This is a genomic window from Anaerosinus sp., assembly GCF_965318445.1.
In genome coordinates, this window is record NZ_CBDNNH010000012.1 from 43,910 (window position 1) to 62,528 (window position 18,619).

21 protein-coding genes and 1 riboswitch are annotated in these 18,619 nt (G+C 32.1%); of the genes, 1 reads left to right on the forward strand and 20 read right to left on the reverse strand.

Translation table 11 applies throughout. From position 1 onward, the window contains the following. Nucleotides 1–83 precede the first annotated feature (83 nt). The 10 genes from priA to ACWZFG_RS06295 form a co-directional block, all read right to left on the reverse strand. Nucleotides 84–2,465: a primosomal protein N' gene (priA, locus tag ACWZFG_RS06250; protein ID WP_455577255.1), complete on the reverse strand. Its 2,382-nt coding sequence runs from the start codon at nucleotides 2,463–2,465 to the stop codon at nucleotides 84–86. Between the two features lie 56 nt (nucleotides 2,466–2,521). Next, on the reverse strand, nucleotides 2,522–3,712 hold the full coding sequence (gene metK, locus ACWZFG_RS06255) for a methionine adenosyltransferase (RefSeq protein WP_177503999.1): 1,191 nt from the start codon (nucleotides 3,710–3,712) through the stop codon (nucleotides 2,522–2,524). A gap of 60 nt (nucleotides 3,713–3,772) precedes the next feature. Then, nucleotides 3,773–3,875, reverse strand: a riboswitch (SAM riboswitch). 43 nt (nucleotides 3,876–3,918) lie between these two features. Further along, nucleotides 3,919–5,124 carry a bifunctional phosphopantothenoylcysteine decarboxylase/phosphopantothenate--cysteine ligase CoaBC gene (coaBC, locus tag ACWZFG_RS06260; RefSeq protein ID WP_418627176.1) on the reverse strand — a complete coding sequence of 402 codons (1,206 nt, stop codon included), beginning with the start codon at nucleotides 5,122–5,124 and terminating at the stop codon, nucleotides 3,919–3,921. A gap of 9 nt (nucleotides 5,125–5,133) precedes the next feature. After that, nucleotides 5,134–5,340 (reverse strand): DNA-directed RNA polymerase subunit omega, encoded by a 207-nt coding sequence (gene rpoZ / locus ACWZFG_RS06265; protein ID WP_147668781.1) that lies wholly within the window; start codon nucleotides 5,338–5,340, stop codon nucleotides 5,134–5,136. Next, a complete protein-coding gene (gene gmk / locus ACWZFG_RS06270) occupies nucleotides 5,337–5,951 on the reverse strand; it encodes a guanylate kinase (RefSeq protein ID WP_455577256.1) in 615 nt (204 codons plus the stop codon). Before gmk ends, rpoZ begins: the two co-directional genes overlap by 4 nt. 20 nt (nucleotides 5,952–5,971) lie before the next feature. After that, complete coding sequence (gene remA / locus ACWZFG_RS06275; RefSeq protein WP_177504004.1) at nucleotides 5,972–6,235, reverse strand: extracellular matrix/biofilm regulator RemA; 264 nt, start codon at nucleotides 6,233–6,235, stop codon at nucleotides 5,972–5,974. A 24-nt stretch (nucleotides 6,236–6,259) separates the two neighbouring features. Then, entirely contained in the window at nucleotides 6,260–7,165 is a 906-nt protein-coding gene (locus ACWZFG_RS06280) for a YicC/YloC family endoribonuclease (protein WP_455577257.1), read from the reverse strand. Between the two features lie 109 nt (nucleotides 7,166–7,274). Further along, on the reverse strand, nucleotides 7,275–7,874 hold the full coding sequence (locus tag ACWZFG_RS06285) for a hypothetical protein (RefSeq protein ID WP_177504011.1): 600 nt from the start codon (nucleotides 7,872–7,874) through the stop codon (nucleotides 7,275–7,277). 27 nt (nucleotides 7,875–7,901) lie between these two features. Next, on the reverse strand, nucleotides 7,902–8,738 hold the full coding sequence (gene dapF / locus ACWZFG_RS06290) for a diaminopimelate epimerase (RefSeq protein ID WP_177504013.1): 837 nt from the start codon (nucleotides 8,736–8,738) through the stop codon (nucleotides 7,902–7,904). Between the two features lie 40 nt (nucleotides 8,739–8,778). Continuing rightward, nucleotides 8,779–11,532 (reverse strand): cation-translocating P-type ATPase, encoded by a 2,754-nt coding sequence (locus ACWZFG_RS06295; protein ID WP_455577258.1) that lies wholly within the window; start codon nucleotides 11,530–11,532, stop codon nucleotides 8,779–8,781. 155 nt (nucleotides 11,533–11,687) lie between these two features. Between ACWZFG_RS06295 and ACWZFG_RS06300 the strand changes: the two genes are divergently transcribed. Continuing rightward, a complete protein-coding gene (locus tag ACWZFG_RS06300; protein ID WP_455577259.1) occupies nucleotides 11,688–13,451 on the forward strand; it encodes an Rqc2 family fibronectin-binding protein in 1,764 nt (587 codons plus the stop codon). Between the two features lie 44 nt (nucleotides 13,452–13,495). Here the strand turns inward: ACWZFG_RS06300 and ylqF are convergent, their stop codons facing one another. The 10 genes from ylqF to rpsP form a co-directional block, all read right to left on the reverse strand. Continuing rightward, nucleotides 13,496–14,377, reverse strand: coding sequence for a ribosome biogenesis GTPase YlqF (ylqF, locus tag ACWZFG_RS06305; protein WP_455577260.1), 882 nt, complete (start codon nucleotides 14,375–14,377; stop codon nucleotides 13,496–13,498). A 140-nt stretch (nucleotides 14,378–14,517) separates the two neighbouring features. Further along, a complete protein-coding gene (locus tag ACWZFG_RS06310) occupies nucleotides 14,518–14,649 on the reverse strand; it encodes a hypothetical protein (protein WP_418627074.1) in 132 nt (43 codons plus the stop codon). Between the two features lie 100 nt (nucleotides 14,650–14,749). Further along, a complete protein-coding gene (gene lepB, locus ACWZFG_RS06315) occupies nucleotides 14,750–15,277 on the reverse strand; it encodes a signal peptidase I (RefSeq protein WP_177504022.1) in 528 nt (175 codons plus the stop codon). 54 nt (nucleotides 15,278–15,331) lie between these two features. After that, on the reverse strand, nucleotides 15,332–15,673 hold the full coding sequence (rplS, locus tag ACWZFG_RS06320; protein ID WP_147668800.1) for a 50S ribosomal protein L19: 342 nt from the start codon (nucleotides 15,671–15,673) through the stop codon (nucleotides 15,332–15,334). A gap of 110 nt (nucleotides 15,674–15,783) precedes the next feature. Next, on the reverse strand, nucleotides 15,784–16,356 hold the full coding sequence (locus ACWZFG_RS06325; RefSeq protein WP_177504024.1) for an RNA methyltransferase: 573 nt from the start codon (nucleotides 16,354–16,356) through the stop codon (nucleotides 15,784–15,786). A 2-nt stretch (nucleotides 16,357–16,358) separates the two neighbouring features. Then, nucleotides 16,359–17,096 (reverse strand): tRNA (guanosine(37)-N1)-methyltransferase TrmD, encoded by a 738-nt coding sequence (gene trmD / locus ACWZFG_RS06330; protein ID WP_177504026.1) that lies wholly within the window; start codon nucleotides 17,094–17,096, stop codon nucleotides 16,359–16,361. Between the two features lies 1 nt (nucleotide 17,097). Then, nucleotides 17,098–17,592: a ribosome maturation factor RimM gene (gene rimM / locus ACWZFG_RS06335; RefSeq protein WP_177504029.1), complete on the reverse strand. Its 495-nt coding sequence runs from the start codon at nucleotides 17,590–17,592 to the stop codon at nucleotides 17,098–17,100. 2 nt (nucleotides 17,593–17,594) lie between these two features. Then, the gene (locus tag ACWZFG_RS06340) at nucleotides 17,595–17,993 is read right to left on the reverse strand and encodes a YlqD family protein (protein ID WP_418627078.1); all 399 of its coding nucleotides are present in this window, start codon (nucleotides 17,991–17,993) and stop codon (nucleotides 17,595–17,597) included. 92 nt (nucleotides 17,994–18,085) lie between these two features. Then, entirely contained in the window at nucleotides 18,086–18,313 is a 228-nt protein-coding gene (locus tag ACWZFG_RS06345) for a KH domain-containing protein (protein ID WP_455577261.1), read from the reverse strand. A gap of 5 nt (nucleotides 18,314–18,318) precedes the next feature. Beyond that, entirely contained in the window at nucleotides 18,319–18,600 is a 282-nt protein-coding gene (rpsP, locus tag ACWZFG_RS06350; RefSeq protein WP_147668812.1) for a 30S ribosomal protein S16, read from the reverse strand. Nucleotides 18,601–18,619: the final 19 nt, after the last annotated feature.

Sequence of the window (18,619 nt, forward strand, 5' to 3'; positions counted from 1 at the left end):
CCCTATTTTATATTAAATTCTCTTTAACTATAAAATTTTATCACACTAGACGAAAAAAATCCATGACATCATCAATCTGTCTGTTACAATGAATTCATTGGGTCAACATCAATTGTAATATCCTTCCTTTTATCTAATTCATTTTCACAAAGAAGTTGTTTTATTTTTCCCATTTCCCTACTTTTAATTAGAATATTCATTTTATAAATATCTTTTACCTTGACAACATTAGCACTAAAAGGCCCTATAATATTACATTTTACTGATTTCATCATTAAATGGAGCTTTCTAGCTAATATCTCAGCTTTTTTTATTAATATTTCTTCGACCATATCAAAAATTATAATTTTCAGCAATTGGTTGTAAGGAGGATAGTTTAAAATTTTTCGAAAGTTCATCTCTTCATGATAAAAACTTATAAAATCATGTTCTTTGGCATGCGTAATCGCATAATGGCATGGATTATACGTTTGCACAATAACATTTCCTTGATTTCCATGTCGCCCGGCTCGCCCAGAAGCTTGAGTTAAAAGCTGAAAGCCTCGTTCAGCTGCTCTAAAATCAGGAATATTAATTGTAGAATCAATACTTAAAATAGCTACCGCTGTTACATTTTTGAAATCATGTCCTTTTGCTACCATCTGGGTACCTAAAAGTATCTGATATTTTTCTTTTCGAAAATCATCCAGAATTTTTTCATATGCCATTTTTTTAGTTGTCGTATCTCTATCCATCCTTAGCACGCTTGCATTAGGAAATAGCCTGCATAATTCTTCCTCTAATTTTTGCGTGCCGGTTCCAAAGTATTTAATATATCTACTATAGCAATGCGGGCACTCTTGCGGTACTGTCTTCACCGAGTCACAATAATGACAACGTAAAATACCACTAAAGTGGTAAACCATTGGAACATCGCAATGATTACATTTTATAATATGACCACATTCTCTGCATAACACAAATGTAGAGTGCCCACGTCTATTTAATAAAATAATAATTTGTTCTTTATTTTCGAGAGTTTTCTTTATTAACGCATACAAATCATCTGATAGAATTGATCTTTTGCCTTTCGCTAATTCATTCCTCATATCCACTATATGAACACTAGGTAAATTGGAATTATTTGCCCTCTTAGGTAATGATAGCAACTTATATTCGCTACATTGAGCTTTATAATAGCTTTCAAGCGATGGCGTAGCACTACCTAATAATAAAATTGCATTTGAATAAAACGTTCTCATTTTTGCCACTTCACGTGTGTGGTAATAAGGTCGTTCTTCTTGCTTATATGAAACTTCATGTTCCTCATCAATAATAATGACACCAAGATCATCAAGAGGCACAAAAACTGCTGATCTAGCCCCAATAACTATACCAACTTCTTTATTATGCAACCTTTCAATCGCGTCATTACGTTCTTCAATAGATAATTTACTATGCATTACAACGATGTCATTTGAAAAATTTTCTTTAAATCTTTGAATCATTTGACTTGCTAAAGCAATTTCAGGGACTAAAATGATCGCCTGTTTATCTAACTTTCTAATTTTTTCTACAATATTAATATATACTTCTGTTTTACCACTACCAGTCACTCCATATAATAAAAATGTATCATGTTTTTTCTCGTATATTTTTGCAGTGACTTGTTCAATAGCATTTTCTTGTGACGGATTTAAAGATTTCTTTACCATTTGGAAGTGATAATCTTTGTAACTATCTCTTAACACTCGCTCATTTACAACGTGAATAAAGCCATCTTTCTCTAATGCATGAATTACCGAGGAAGAAAATTCCATTAATGTCTTTCGTGGAAGTTTTCTTTTTGTTAGCATTAGGTTTACTAAACGCAGTTGTGCTGGCTTATTTTTTAAATATATGCTCGGCTCTTTATCGCAAAATTCATTAATCATAACAAATTTTTCGAATTTTTCTTTCACTCTACTTCGGACTTTATATACTTTTTTAATTTTCCCCTCACTTAATAGTCGCTCTAGAACTTTTTCCATGTCATATGTAGGAAAATACTTTTTTAAGCAATTCATATTAAGCGGTCCATTTGCTTGCAAATATTTATAAATACAACAACAATTTATCCCATTTTCCTCTAATGCTATCGCCTCATAAAATAAATCCACGCTAATACTTTTCTTCCCAGGGATAAAAAGCCTCATACTTTCGCCTAGACTACATAAGTAATATGACGCTATCCATTTAGCTGTATCTATCATCTCTTGATTAAACCAAGCACTCTTGTCAATTACAGCAACCACTTCTTTTAATCCATCACAATTTTCAACAAAAGCGATTTCAACTACAAAACCCTCTAAATACTGATGTCCAAAAGGTACACAAACTCTCCAGCCAATATCAAGATAAGAAAATTGGTCGGGAACAATATAAGAATATCCTTTTGCAATCGTTTTTATTGGCATATTTATAAATATTTTTGCTACTTTATTCATCTTTTCACCATATTATCAAAATAGTAAAGGGACTCTTTTGAGTCCCTTTAGCATAATTAATTTAAAGCTTTTTTTAAAATCTCAACTTTGTCTAAGCGTTCCCAAGGTAAATCAACATCAGTACGTCCAAAATGACCATATGCCGCTGTTTTTGCATAAATCGGACGTCTCAAATCTAGCGTCTTAATAATTCCAGCTGGACGAAGATCAAAATTATCTTTTACTAACTGAACAATTTTAGTTTCCTCAATTTTAGCAGTCCCAAAAGTTTCAACCATAATTGAAACTGGTTTAGCAACACCAATCGCATAAGCAATTTGAATTTCACATTTATCAGCAAGTCCTGCAGCAACAATATTTTTCGCTACATATCGTGCTGCATAAGCTGCAGATCTATCAACTTTCGTAGGATCTTTCCCTGAAAAAGCTCCACCACCGTGACGAGCCATACCACCATAAGTATCAACAATAATTTTTCTTCCAGTTAAGCCCGCATCACCCTGTGGACCGCCAACAACAAAGCGCCCTGTAGGATTTATATAATACTTAGTTTCATCATCTAGTAATTCTGCTGGCACAATAGGTTTAATCACTTTTTCAATAAGATCTTTTTCAATTGTAGCTAAATCTACTTCTGGACCATGTTGAGTAGAAATAACAATCGTATCAATACGAACTGGCTTGCCATCAACATATTCTACTGTTACTTGAGTCTTTCCATCCGGTCTTAAATAATCAAGTTCACCATTTTTACGAACTTCCGTTAAACGTCGTGCTAATTTATGAGCAAGTGCAATCGGCAATGGCATAAATTCCGCAGTTTCATTTGTTGCATAACCAAACATCATACCTTGGTCTCCAGCACCAATTGCTTCAATAGCTTCATCCATAGTACCTTTTTTTGCCTCTAGCGCTTTATCAACCCCCATGGCAATATCTACAGATTGTTCATCTATGGAAGTTAAAATTCCACAGGTTTCAGAATCAAATCCATATTTTGCTCTTGTATAACCGATATTTTTAATCGTTTTTCTTACAATTTTAGGAATGTCAACATAACAATTTGTAGTAATTTCACCAACAACATGCACTTGCCCGGTAGTGATTAATGTTTCACATGCAACTCTTCCCATTGGATCTTGCGCTAATATTGCATCTAATACACTATCAGAAATTTGATCAGCAATTTTATCTGGATGTCCTTCTGTTACTGATTCTGACGTAAATAAAACACGTTTTTTAGTCAAATCTATTCCTCCTAATATAATATTTAAAATCAAAAAAAGCTCTCGAAAGAGAGCTTTTCACTCTCATCTTACAGACTATTCTGCAGGATTTGGCACCGTTTTGAATGATTCAATGGTTGCCGCAGCTTCATTGGGCCAGTCCCTCCACTACTCTTGATGAGCAAATATTTCATTTTAATTAATCATAATGTATCTTTTTAAAAAAATCAAGATACAATCTGATATTTTTTAATTATTTTATCTAAAATCAGACATGCTAGTTCATCTTTAGACATTTTATCAAGATTTTCAATTTTACCATCTTTATAAATAATTTTTGCAATATTTGTATCAATATTAAACCCTGCACCTGGTAATGAAACATCATTTGCTACAATCATATCTAGATTTTTCCGTTGGATTTTGTCTTTGGCATACTTAATCAAATCTTGAGTTTCAGCAGCAAAACCAACTAAAATTTGATTTTTTTCTTTTAATTGCCCCAATTCTTGAAGTATATCTGGATTCTTTTCCAACTGTAAAATTAACTTTTCTTCATTTTTCTTTATTTTATTTTCTTCCACAGTGCGTGGTCGATAATCAGCTACCGCAGCAGCTTTAATGATAATATCTGCATCTTTATATTCCTTTAATACCATTTCTCGCATTTCTAATGCATTTTCTATTTTTATTAATGTTACACCCTCTGGTTCTGGTAAATAGCTTGGTCCAGAAACTAAAACAACGCTAGCTCCTAATAAAGCCGCTTGCTTTGCAATAGCATACCCCATTTTTCCACTCGAACGATTGCCGATATACCTGACTGGATCAATTGCTTCAATTGTCCCAGCTGCTGTTACTAACACTTTTTTGTTTATTAAAGCTTGGGTAGAAATAAAATGTTGTTTTATTTCTTCAACAATATCTTCTGGATCTGCCAATCTTCCAATTCCACTAATACCGCAAGCTAAATGACCTGATTCAGGCTTAATAAATTTATACCCGTAGGTTTCTAAAACTTTTATATTATCTTGTAATATTTTATTTTCATACATATTGGCATTCATTGCTAGTGCAAATATAACTGGAGCTTTCGTTGCCATGATTAAAGTAGTTAACATATCATCTGCAATACCATTTTTTACTTTGCCAACAATATTGGCAGTTGCCGGAACAATCAATACTAAATCAGCTAAATTAGCTAATGCAATATGCTCAACATTCCACACTGGGACATCATTCCACATACTCGTATTAACCGGATTTCCACTGATTTCACGAAAAGTCAAAGGCGTTACAAAATTTTGTGCTGCTTTTGTCATAACAACATGGACGTTTGCACCATTTTTTCTTAAACGGCTGACGATTTCAACAGCTTTATATGCAGCAATTCCTCCAGTAACGCCAACAATAATATTCTTGTTTTGTAGCATATGAAATACCTACTTTATGCCAGATTTAGTTCTTTTGTACGATATTTGATTATCATAGATTTCTTCTAAAGCATTTGTTACTTTTTTCGTTGATTTTGTATGAACAGTTAAGGTATCACCGTCCATAAGCTCTCTTGCCCTTTTAGCAGCTAATACAACCAATGTATATTTACTATCAACTTTTTTAACTAAAATATCTAACGATGGATTAATCATTTAGATTCGCCTCTACTTTCAGATATATTTCTTATTAAAATTTTATTTCTAATTACATTACAACGCTCAGCTATGACAATTGCCATGATTTTTTTTACAGCAATCTCAATCTTATCATTAACAACTACATAATCATAGCATGCAGCTTTTGCAATTTCTTCACGAGCTAAACTTAACCTTTTTTCAATAACTTCTAAAGAGTCTGTTCCTCGGTCATGCAACCGTTTAATCAACTCTTCAATAGAAGGAGGTAAAATATAAATTAGAACTGCATTAGGAAATTTTTTCTTTATTTGTAATGCACCTTGAATATCAATCTCTAAAATTACATCATTATCTTTTAACATGTCTTGAAGCTTTATTACTGGTGTTCCGTAATAATTATCATAAACTTCTGCCCACTCGAGCAATTCGTCATTTTCTATCATTTCACAAAAATCTTTTTTTGATGTAAACCAATAGTTTACACCATTTATTTCACCCAATCTTGGGCTTCTTGTTGTTGCTGAAATAGAGCATCTAATTTCTTTATTTTTATTTAATATCTCTTTGCAAATTGTTCCTTTTCCCGTACCAGATGGCCCGGATAAAACAAGCAAAAGTTTTTCCATCACTTTAATTACATTCCCTTCTATTCAGCGTCGTCATTGTTATCTTTGCTTATCAAACGATGTGCGACGGTTTCTGGCTGAACTGCTGATAAAATCACATGATCACTGTCTGTAATAATAACGGCACGAGTTCTTCTCCCATAAGTAGCATCTATTAGCATCCCGCGGTCACGAGCTTCCTGGATAATTCTCTTAATTGGCGCGGATTCTGGACTAACAATAGAAATAATACGATTTGCTGACACGATATTACCAAAACCGATATTAATAAGCTTAATTTCCACCTTTATACCTCCTATAGATGAGTATTACTCAATATTTTGGATTTGTTCACGTATTTTTTCAACTTCACTTTTCATGTTAACTGCAAGATTCGCTATGGAAAAACTATTCGCTTTTGATGCTATAGTATTAATTTCACGATTAATCTCTTGAATAATAAAATCTAACTTCCGCCCAATTGTATCACTATTACTATTTATCGAAATAAAAAATTGTTCAAAATGACTCCCTAATCTTACAATTTCTTCTGTTATATTAGAATGATCCGCAAATAATGCAACTTCTTGTAAAACTCTATTTTGATCAAGGCCTATCCCTTTATCCTCTGAAGCTTCTTGAATTCGAAGCAACAATTTTTGTGTATAGGTTTTCGTAACTTCATCAGCATATTCTTCTATTTCATTGGTCTGAGATTTTAATAAATCAATCCTCCTATTTAAATCAGCCAGAATATTACGTCCTTCTAAAATGCGCATCTCACAGAGGCTTGCCGTCGCTTTTTCAACTGCATTTAAAATTTGAGGTTCCAACTGCTCTATATCCAGTTCTTTCTCTTCTCGCACTAAGACATCAGGAAATTTTGCAAGTTCATAAATATTAGGATCAAAGTCCGTATGTATCACTTTAGATAATTCCTTTAATGCCTTATGGTACGATATTGCTAACTCTTTGTCAACTTTTATTTCATTTTGGATATTATATTCAGATAAAACAATAGAAACTTCAATCCGCCCTCGCTTAATAGATTGCAGAATTAAATTACGTATTTTATCTTCTAATAAATTAAGTTTTTTAGGCAGGCGAATCATAATATCAGTATATCTATGATTTACTGTTTTTATTTCAACTTCGCATTGAAATGATTCACCTATATACATTTCCCGACCGAAACCAGTCATACTTTTAAGCATCTCAACACCTACTCTCATCATGAACGCGTTATTAAATATTCATCATTTAATACAAAATCCCTTTTAATTTCGCAAAAAATATAAAGATAAGTTAACATTATTTAATTTAATGTTAACTTATCTTTAAGAACTATTTTATTTTTTTTAAATCAAAAAAGAATCGATGTTCCCGATTATCATCAGTTAAAATAATTAAAACGACCGGTTTTTCTTTATTTACCTTACTTTCATCGAAATAAACATACCCTTGAACAAAATAATTATTTTCTGATTCACCTAAAATTTTCTCAGCATTATTGGGTATCTTAGAATAAATTACTGGATAAATAGAATCTTCCTGCTTTAAAAAAGCGCGTGTTCCTTTACAAAAATCACTTGTATTTCCTTTTAGCTGAATACTAAAACTTAGCAAATTTACATAATCACTAATTATTTTTTCTGTATCTTCAATCTGCATCGCAGGCTGCTTTTGTATAGCTCTTTCTCGTGACTCCGTAGCAATAAGCAAAAAACTTGTATATAAATGAGCATGTTCCGAAGATTCATTTAAAATAGTTGTTTTTTCCTCATAGGCACACCATGGCTTAGTAAATTCAAAAGGCTCTGTTTTAACTTGACTAATCCCATATAATTCTGCTTGTTCTATGGTAAGACTATTTAAGGGAGCAATTGCAAATGCTGATTTAGTTAATATAATTGTAAAAAAAAATAATAAACTAAGAATTTTCAAAGGAAATCTCTCCCCTCATAAAAATAATTAAAGATATACTCCATGAAAAACTTCCTGGGCTGGGCCAGACATATATACATGATTATTATCCGCCCATTCAATAATTAAATCACCACCATCTAGCTCTAAAGTTGCTTTTCGCTCAGTCTTGTTATTTAATACTGCGGCAACTAGAGTTGCACACGAGCCAGTACCACACGCCAAAGTAATTCCTGCTCCACGTTCCCATACTCTCATTCGAATATGATGCTCATTTTTTATTTCGGCAAACTCAACATTTATTTTTTTAGGAAAGCTCTTATGTACCTCTAATTTAGGTCCAATAGAATTTAAATTTATCTTTTTCATGTCATCTACAAAAATTACACAATGGGGATTTCCCATAGATACACAGGTCATATTATATTCTATTGTATCTACTAATATTTTTTCATTGATGATTCTATTATTTCCAAAACCTATCACTGGAATAAGCGCTCCGGATAAAATAGGTTCTCCCATATCAACTTTTACCTGATTAAATCTTCCATTTTCAAAAATTATTTCTGGACGAATAATTCCTGCTTTTGTTTCCAGTTCAATTTTTGTTTTTTCCGTTAATTTATTTTCATAAACATATCTAGCTACGCAGCGAGTAACATTCCCACACATTTCGGCTTCACTGCCATCTGAATTAAATATTCTCATCTTAAAATCAGCAATTTCTGATGGTGAAATGATAACTAAGCCATCTGCGCCAATTCCAAAATTACGATTACAAACAGCAATTGCAGTTTTTTCAAAATCAAGAATTGTTTCTGTAAACCCGTTCACAAGAACGAAATCATTACCAGCTCCATGCCATTTTGTAAAATTAAATCCCATTAGTATGATCTCCTATTCTAAAATCTATATTAAATATATTCTACTTGCTAACGGCTTTATATGCAACTTTGTTTTCCATAGAAAATAATGTTTTTATTCCACTTGTAATTAAACCAATACCAGAAGCAAAAAGAATCAGTACCCATTCTATCCAACCTAAAGAAACAGTGTAAAAAATATTTTGCATATATGGGATATATATAACAGCTAGTTGTAATGTAATAGAAATCAATACGGCAATATTTAAATAATAATTACTGAAAATTCCTATTTTAAAAACATTACTAGATTCTGATCTACAATCAAAAACATGACAAATCTGAGAAAAAACTAGCGTCGTAAAAACCATTGTCCTAGCGTAATTGATATCTTGATGATAACTTAAACTCCATATAAATATTAAAATAGAAGTGATTCCAATTTGAATGCCTCTATATATAATTTTTCTTAATAATCCACGAGAAAAAATTTTTTCTTTTCGTTGTCGTGGCAATTCTTGCATAATTTTTTTGCTATTTTTATCAAAACCTAGTGCCATAGCCGGCAATCCATCTGTCACCAAATTGACCCATAATATTTGTACCGGTAGTAAGGGAATAGGCAAACTGATGAGAATTCCCAAAAACATTGTTAAAACTTCACCCGTATTACATGCTAAAAGATAGCGTAAAAATTTTCGAATATTTGCATATACTCCTCTACCTTCCTCAATAGCCGCGACAATAGTAGCAAAGTTATCATCCATTAAAATCATAGAGGATGATTCCCGCGCTACATCAGTTCCGTTTTTTCCCATAGCAATTCCAACATCAGCTTCTTTTAGTGCTGGCGCATCATTAATTCCATCTCCAGTCATTGCAACTATATTACCAGAATGTTTTAAGGATTTTACAATCTCTAGTTTATGTCTAGGTGATACTCTCGCAAAAATTCGTACATTTTTAAAAGCCTTTTTATATTGATTCCTTGGAATTTTTTCAATTTCTTGTCCTGTTAATACGATATCTTTATCTTCATTGAACATTTTTAGTTCTTTGGCTATAGCAACAGCAGTATTAGGATTATCTCCAGTAATCATAATCGTTCTAATTCCAGCATTTTTACAAATTTGTATCGCTTCTCTAGCTTCTTCACGAGCGGGATCAATCATTCCTACCAATGCAAGAAAATCCAGATTGCATTCTACCATGTCACGATTACTATACGATTCATCCCACCTAGGAATTTTTCGCGTCGCGATTGCTAAAACACGCATAGTTTTTTTCCCCATAGCGTTACATTCATTAAGAATTTTCTCTCTTAAGACATTCGTTAATTCATTTCGCGTTCCATTTATATAGCAATGTGTACAAAGCTCTAATACTTTCTCAGGTGCACCCTTTGTATATAAAACAAGTTCTTTTTTTTCATTAGCATAAAGAACAGACATAATCTTCAAAAATGAATCGAAAGAAAATTCTTTGATTTTTTTATTTGATTTTTCAATAGATTCTCGCCACATGTTACATTTCGCAGCAGCAACAATAAGTGCACCTTCTGTAGGATCACCATCGATACTCCAATTACTTTCTTCCCTTCTCCATTTTTCATTAATTTCTATTTTGTTTTTTTGTAATATCGCATTATTGCATAAAGTAAAAGCCTTTAAACATTCTTTTAAACCTTGACCTTCTGCTGTACTGATAGATTGTTCATTTCTAATAAACTGACCGTGTAAAGAATAACCATCACCTGTAACTTGATAATCTTCATCAAGCATAAAAATTTTCTTTACAGTCATCTCATTTTTTGTTAAAGTACCTGTTTTATCTGAACAAATGACATTCACACAACCTAAAGTTTCTATAATAGGTAATTTACGAATGATCGCATTTTTTTTTATAATCTTTTGTACACCTAAAGCTAATGCAATTGTTACAATTGCTGGTAAACCTTCTGGAATGGCTGCTACAGCTAAACTAATCCCCGACATACACATAAAGAAAATCGGCTCGCCCTTAAGTATCCCAATTAGTACAATACTTAAACAAATTCCTAAGCAAAATAATAGTAATCGATTACCTAGATATTTTAGATTTCTTTCTAAGATGGTTTTGCTGTTGCTGTCTATTTGCAATAAATTTGCGATTTCCCCCATTTCAGTACTCATTCCTGTTCGACAAACAATTCCTTTTGCGATACCAGCTATAATAATAGTTCCTGCATAAATCATATTTTTTCTGTCATTAACCGAACTAACTTCTTTTATTATTTTCTTTACATTTTTGCTTACAGGTATAGATTCCCCCGTAAGTAAAGACTCATTTACCTCAACATTATTTACTTCATATAATCTACAGTCAGCAGAAATTTTATCACCAGCACGAAAAGAGATGATGTCCCCTGGAACTAGATGTTTAGTACTTATTTCTTGCCAAAATCCATTTCTCAAAACTTTCGCATGGGGTGTCGATAATTTTTTTAGCATCTCAATAGATTTTTCAGCACGAAATTCCTGAACAAAACCTAATACCGCATTTAAAATTACGATGATTAAGATAGTAATCGCGTCCGTATATTCTTCTAATAATAGTGATACTATAGTAGCACCGATCAATATTAAAACCATAAAATCTTTGAACTGGGATAATATTTTTTTCCATATAGTATCTTTATCTTTTTCCGTAATTTCATTGTACCCATATTTACGCAGTCTAATTTTACTTTCAGCACTACTTAATCCTTGTTCTATATTAACGTTAAAATATTTAGCAACATCATTACTTTCATGTAAGTATTCCTTATAATCTTTCACTATGCCATCACCTCAGTATCAACATTCTTTACCAATACTATTCTCTGCCAATTAAAATTAGAATAGTTTGACCATTTATTCATCCAATGATATACTGTCAGGATAACTAAAATCTAATTTATCCAAATGATGAATCTATAAGCTGAGAGGTATTTATGAACATTGATGGAATTACACTTTGTCCTTTAGTAAATGAGCTAAATAGTCATATCGCTGGAGGGCGAATTGATAAAATTGTGCAATTAAATAAAGATACTTTATTCTTTTTTATTCGTATTCCTAAAAAAAACTATATTCTTCACCTATCCACCAATTCTAATCATCCTATATTACATTTAACAAATCAAACAGTCGATGCACCAATGAATCCACCTGCTTTTTGTATGCTGCTACGCAAGCATCTTGAAAACGGGCGTATCGCATCAATAAAGCAAAACAACTTAGATAGATTATTATCTATGGATATTGATGTTATTGGGACAGGCGGGGCTATCGTAACTAAAACGCTTGTTATCGAACTTATGGGAAAATACAGTAACGTAATTCTATTACAGGATAATATAATTATTGATTCCTTAAAAAAAGTTACTCGACAAATGAATCGTTTTAGAGAGATATTGCCAAATAAGCCATATATAGAACCACCAAAACAAAATAAAATAAATTTTATTGACGCATCAACGGATTGTTTTGTAGAATGCCTGCTTGAAAACCCTGAACTGCCATTACATAAGGCGTTTATGAACGTAGCCATGGGGATAGGGCCTATGATAGCAAAAGAATTTTTAAATTATTCTCGACTTTCCGTTGAACGATACGTTAAAGAATTAACAAAAAAAGATTTGGGGAAAATACATATTGCAATAGATACAATTAAAAATTTTATCCTCACGAATAAGATAATCCCTACACTTGTTCAAAATGAACAAAATAAAATAATTGCTCTTTTACCATTTCCTTCTCAATCATCTAACAATAAGCAGATAGCCTTTCCTACAATGAGTGAATTAATAGATTATACAATAAGAAAAGAAACAAATTATTCTCTTCCAGAAAAAGAAGTTTTATTAAAATTAATAAAACATGAATTATCTAAATTAAATAATAAATTACTTATATTAAAAGATGAACTTAAAGATGCTAATAATTCACAGACTTTTAAAATTAAAGGGGATTTATTAACTACGTTCCAATATACAATAACTGCTGATATCAATGCTGCGACGATAAACCTTCCTAATATTTACAGTGAATTTCCTGATGAAAATTTAGTCCAAATAGAAATTGATCCTACCCTTTCTTTGATTAAAAACGCTCAAAACTATTATCGCAAATATAATAAGCTTAAACGAGCACAACTTCTGTTAGAAGATCAAGTTTATCAAACTCAACATACGATTTCATATCTTGAAAGCATCGATGTTTCTTTAATTTCTTCGCAAACGTTGAGTGAGTTAGCAGAAATAAAAAAAGAACTAGTAGCTGAAGGTTATATCCAAGAGAAAAAGAAATCTACGAAAATATATAAACCATCTTCACCTTTAAAAATTTTTTTAACAGAAGATACATCGATATGGATTGGTAAAAATAATTTTCAAAATGATATGGTAACTTTTAAAATTGCACAAGCAAATGATATGTGGCTTCATGTCAAAGATCACTCTGGCTCACATGTTATCATTCACACAAATGAAAAAATAATCAATGAAAACACATTACTTTTAGCTGCAAAATTTGCAGCATACTTTAGTCAGGCTTGTGGATCATCAAAAGTTTCTATCGACTATACTCAACGACGTTATGTAAAAAAACCTGGAAAAGCAAAACCTGGATTTGTAACTTATAGTAATCAAAAAACTATTGTCGTTGATTCTAATAAGGAAGAAATAGAAGCTTTATTAGCTAAATACTCAATATAAAATAAAGGTGTAAAGTCATATTTTTATGATTTTACACCTTTATTTTATATTGAATTTATTCGATCTAGGGTAATTAATCCCAGTTTTCCATTCCGAAACTCATTTAAAATAATTCGTCTGGCTTTTTCTTCATCAATCATGCCACCTTTTAATAAACAGCCTCTTTTTTTAGCAATTGCCTGTAATACCTCTGATGAACTTTCTAATAAATCACTTTGTAATTTATAGCGCTCAATCAATCGTTCTGGATAGTACTGAATCATAGTCTCTAAAAAAATATTCATTACTTTTTCCATATCATAAACTTCATCATTAATTGCACCGGTAAAAGCTAGCTTTAATCCGACTTGCATATCTTCAAACTTAGGCCATAAAACACCTGGAGTATCTAATAAATCAAGATTTTTACCGATTTTTATCCATTGCTTAGCTCTTGTAACTCCTGGTTTATCTGCTGTTTTAGCTATAGCTGCACCAGCCAATTTATTGATTAACGATGATTTTCCTACATTGGGAATTCCCAGAATCATCACACGTGCCGAACGTGCATTTACTCCCTTGCTTACTAGTTTATTTACTTTTTCTTTTGCCAGCTCATCTATTGTTTTTAATAATAGTTTCATCCCTTTTCCAGTCATTGAATCAATTCCAACTGCTGGAATATTTTTCTGATTAAAGTACTGAATCCATTCTTTTGTTGCTATTTGATCTGCTAGATCAGCTTTATTCAAAGCAATCATATGAGGTTTATCTACAATAAGATCTGCTAACATAGGATTTGCACTACTCAAAGGAATGCGCGCATCAAGCAACTCTACGACCACATCAACCAATTTCAAGTTATCTTGTATTAAGCGCCTCGCCTTTGCCATATGCCCCGGAAACCAATTTATCGTTGGAAAATCATTTTTATTATCTTCAATCATCTATTCTCATCCTCATATAAATTATTAATTTTACTAGCTTTTATTCTTCCATTCACTTTATCAATTGCTGATTTTACGCCATTGATAAAGTGAATAGCCCATTGTACATAATTTTTAAATTTAACATACAATTCGCTAATCTACCTTATCCCTTGTTCTATTTTTTCAATTTTGTCTACAAGCAATGCAATTTCTTCGCTTAAAGTGCCTTCACTAACGATATCCAATTTTATAATCGCGTCCCAAATTTCGATTAATTGTAATTTATTCACCAAATTCACCTCAACAGTAATACTATATAGATAATTTTCTCTATATAGTATTACAAAAAGAAGAATTTTTACTAAAAAAACCAGTATTTTATATACTGGTTTATGGTAACGTTTTTATATTGTCGATTGGCCAAAAAACCATCATAGCTTTGCCTTTAATTAAATCTAAAGATACAAAACCAACATCTTTGAAACGGCTATCTTCAGAATTATTACGATTATCACCCATTACAAAAATCGTTCCATCAGGAACAGTTGATAATGGGTATGAGCCACGAGTCTGATTTAATATATATGGTTCATTCATCAGCTGATGATTAACAAAAACTCTTCCATCTTTAATTTCAATCGTATCTCCAGCAACGGCAATAACTCTTTTAATAAAGTCACGACTTGGATCCTTTGGGTAACGAAAAACTAAAATTTCCCCTTTTTCCGGCTCACGGAAACGATAAATAAATTTATTCACAACCAATCTTTCGTGACTCAACAAAGTTGGCTGCATAGATGGACCTTCGACCAGATATAGCTCAACGATAAAATAACGAATAAAGAAAGCTAAAACAACAGCGATAAGTATCGAAATAAACCAATCTTTAACCTCTTCACCCAATGATATATTGCTCATATCAATTACCTCCTAAAATAAAGAATAGGGACTATAACAGCCCCTATTATACTACTAGCGTCTTTCTCTGATACGAGCAGCTTTACCAGTAAGATTACGTAAATAATAAAGTTTCGCACGACGAACAATACCTTTACGTACAACTTCAATTTTTTCAAGTCTTGGAGAATGTACAGGGAAAGTACGCTCTACACCAACACCATAAGAAATTCTTCTTACAGTAAATGTTTCACGAACTCCACCGCTTTGACGCGCAATTACAACACCCTCAAATGCTTGAATACGTTCGCGAGATCCTTCGACAACTTTTACATGTACGCGAACAGTATCTCCAGGAATAAATTCGGGAATATCTGTACGAAGTTGTTCTTGTTCTAAAGCTTGAATAATGTTCATTTATATTTTCCTCCTCATTTTAGACGTTCATTGCGATAAAATCGTAGCGGACCGTCTAGATACTGAACTAGTATATCATAAATATTTTACAAATTCAAATATTTTTAAACTTATTTTTCCCACCAAAGTTCGCCCAGCAAACGATCCAAAATAATTGCAACTGCAGCACGAACAGGTAAATGATTATAATCAACAGGACCATAAATAGGCTCTAGAATATAGTTAAATTGAGCCATTATTTTATTTTCAATCCCCCATCCAGTACCAAATAAAATTAAATAAGAGTTATTATCATTTTCAATTTTTTTTCTTAAATGAGAATAAGATATTGTATTAGGATAAATACGCGCATCTGTTGTGATAATATAAGGCTCATTTCCCGTTTCTTCCTTAATGTTAGAAATCGCTTCATCAATGGTTTTAACAAGACTTAATGTTCTAAATGCTTCTTTTCTATCTGGGTGATGCTGTCCACCATATCCATCCTGCCAATACCGAATTACATTATTTGCTAATTCAGCCTGTGTATCCAATGGATGAATAAGAAAATATTTATCAATTCCATATGTCCGTGCAGTCCTAGCAATATCATGAATATCAAAATTTGTAATAGCTGTAGTTACAATTTGATTATGTTTATTATAAATAGGATAATGAACTAATCCTATATATACCCTAGCCATTTTTATAAATCTCCTAATTCTCTTTTTATTTCCTCAAGAAATAAAACATCTTTAGATGATAAAGATGTTTTATCTAATAAATCTGGTCGATTTAGCAAAGTTATTCGTAATGATTCTTTACGTCTCCAATCAGAAATTTTAGCATGATTTCCAGATAATAAAACTTCTGGGACTTCCATTCCTAAAAAATTACGTGGTCTAGTATACTGTGGATGTTCTAACAAATCGTTATAAAAAGAGTCTGTTAATGCAGATTCCATAGACCCCAACACTCCTGGAAGCATTCTTGCAACTGTATCAACAAGAACCATTGCTGGAATTTCCCCACCGGTTAACACATAATCACCAATTGAAATTTTTTCATCCGCCAAATAAGAGATTCGTGCATCAAATCCCTCATAATGACCACAAATTAAAACAAGCTGATCATATTTTGATAACTCAATGGCTTTTTTCTGAGAAAAAGTAGCTCCACTCGGGCAAAGTAAAATAACTCTTTTATTCTCAGAAAAGGTAGGAATACTATCGATTGCCCTATATACAGGTTCTGGTTTAAGAACCATCCCCGCACCTCCACCAAAAGGGTAATCATCAACAGTATTATGCTTGTCCTCCGCAAAGTCACGCGGATTAATCGTATGAATCGTTAATATATTTTCTTTAACCGCTCTCTTTATCATACTTTGTCCAAATGTGCCTGCAAACATTTCTGGGAATAAAGTCACTATATCAATTTTCATTTTAAACCATCTCTTCTTGAAGTTTCACAATCATGTATCCATTTTCAACATCAATACTCTTTACGACAGATTTTAGTGCTGGAATAAGTAATTCTTGATTATCTTTCTTAACTATATAGACATCATTACTACCAGTTTTTAATATTTCTACAACATGCCCCAATATAGTTTCATCTTCATCCCGTACAAGTAAACCGATAATATCAAAGCTATAAAACTCTCCTGGTGATAAAGGAGGGACATCTTTTCTTTCTACTTTTAAAAGTTTCCCGTTTAAAGTATTTACACTTTCTTTACTATCAAATTCATCAAATTTAATAACAATAAATTGATTATGATACCTAACACTATTTATAGTTAATTTTTTTGAATCATCAATAATCACATTTTTTAAACTTTTAAAACGATTGGGGAAATCAGTTAAGGGTATAATACGAATTTCACCCCGCACACCGTGCGGGGCACCAAACTTGCCAATTGTAATTAAATTATCCATTCCTAACTCCGAAAAGCTATGATTTTTCCATCTTCTAATAAAATTTCAGCATTCATTAATTGAGGTAACTGCTCCCCAACTTTAACCTCAATAATGCGTTCTAAAGTCCCTTGAACAATTTCAGAACCAATTTCTAATTGTGCGGTTTCCTTTAATTTTTCTAAAAGGCGATTTTTAAATTCAAGACGTTTTTGTTTTTCCGCTTCAACCTGATGGCGAATTTGAACTAATCCTTGCGCATCTTGTTTGGCTTGTTCTGCCATAATTCTTTTTGCATGAAATTCAATTTGTTGTAATTCAACATCGGCTTTTTTAATCTTATCTTGTATATCAGCAGATAATTCTTTTTTTAAGTCTTCTGTAACTTTAGCTTTTATTGTCACAGGACATTTTAAAGTCATACTTTCCACTCTAAGTCCTCCTTAAAAATATTGTTAAAAATAAATAAACAATTAGCGGCAATAACTCAATTTGAGTTTACTTGCCGCATAATTTAAATAATTTCTACAGTAACTTTTTTATTTTCACGGGTAGCAGCAGCCTTTACAACTGTTCGCATAGCTTTTGCAATACGACCTTGTTTTCCAATTACTTTCCCCATATCATCAGGTGCTACATGAAGTTCATATACAGTAATATTATTATCTGGATTTTCATTTACGATAACCTGATCTGGATTTTGTACTAATGCTTTGGCGATAACTTCAACAATTTTTTTCATCGTTATTACGCCTCTTTCTTAGTGCTTTTTGTTTCATTCCATTTAGCCATAATCCCTAATTTACTAAATAAGGACTTTACAGTATCTGTAGGTTGAGCTCCTTTAGACATCCATTCTAAAGCTTTTTCCTCATCAACTTTAATCACTGCTGGTTCTTTTGTAGAATCGTAATGCCCAAGAATTTCAATAAAACGACCATCACGCGGAGAACGAGAATCAGCTACAACAACGCGATAGAAAGGTTTTTTCTTTGCACCCATACGATTTAAACGAATTTTTACTGCCATCAATATTCACCTCCTTTAC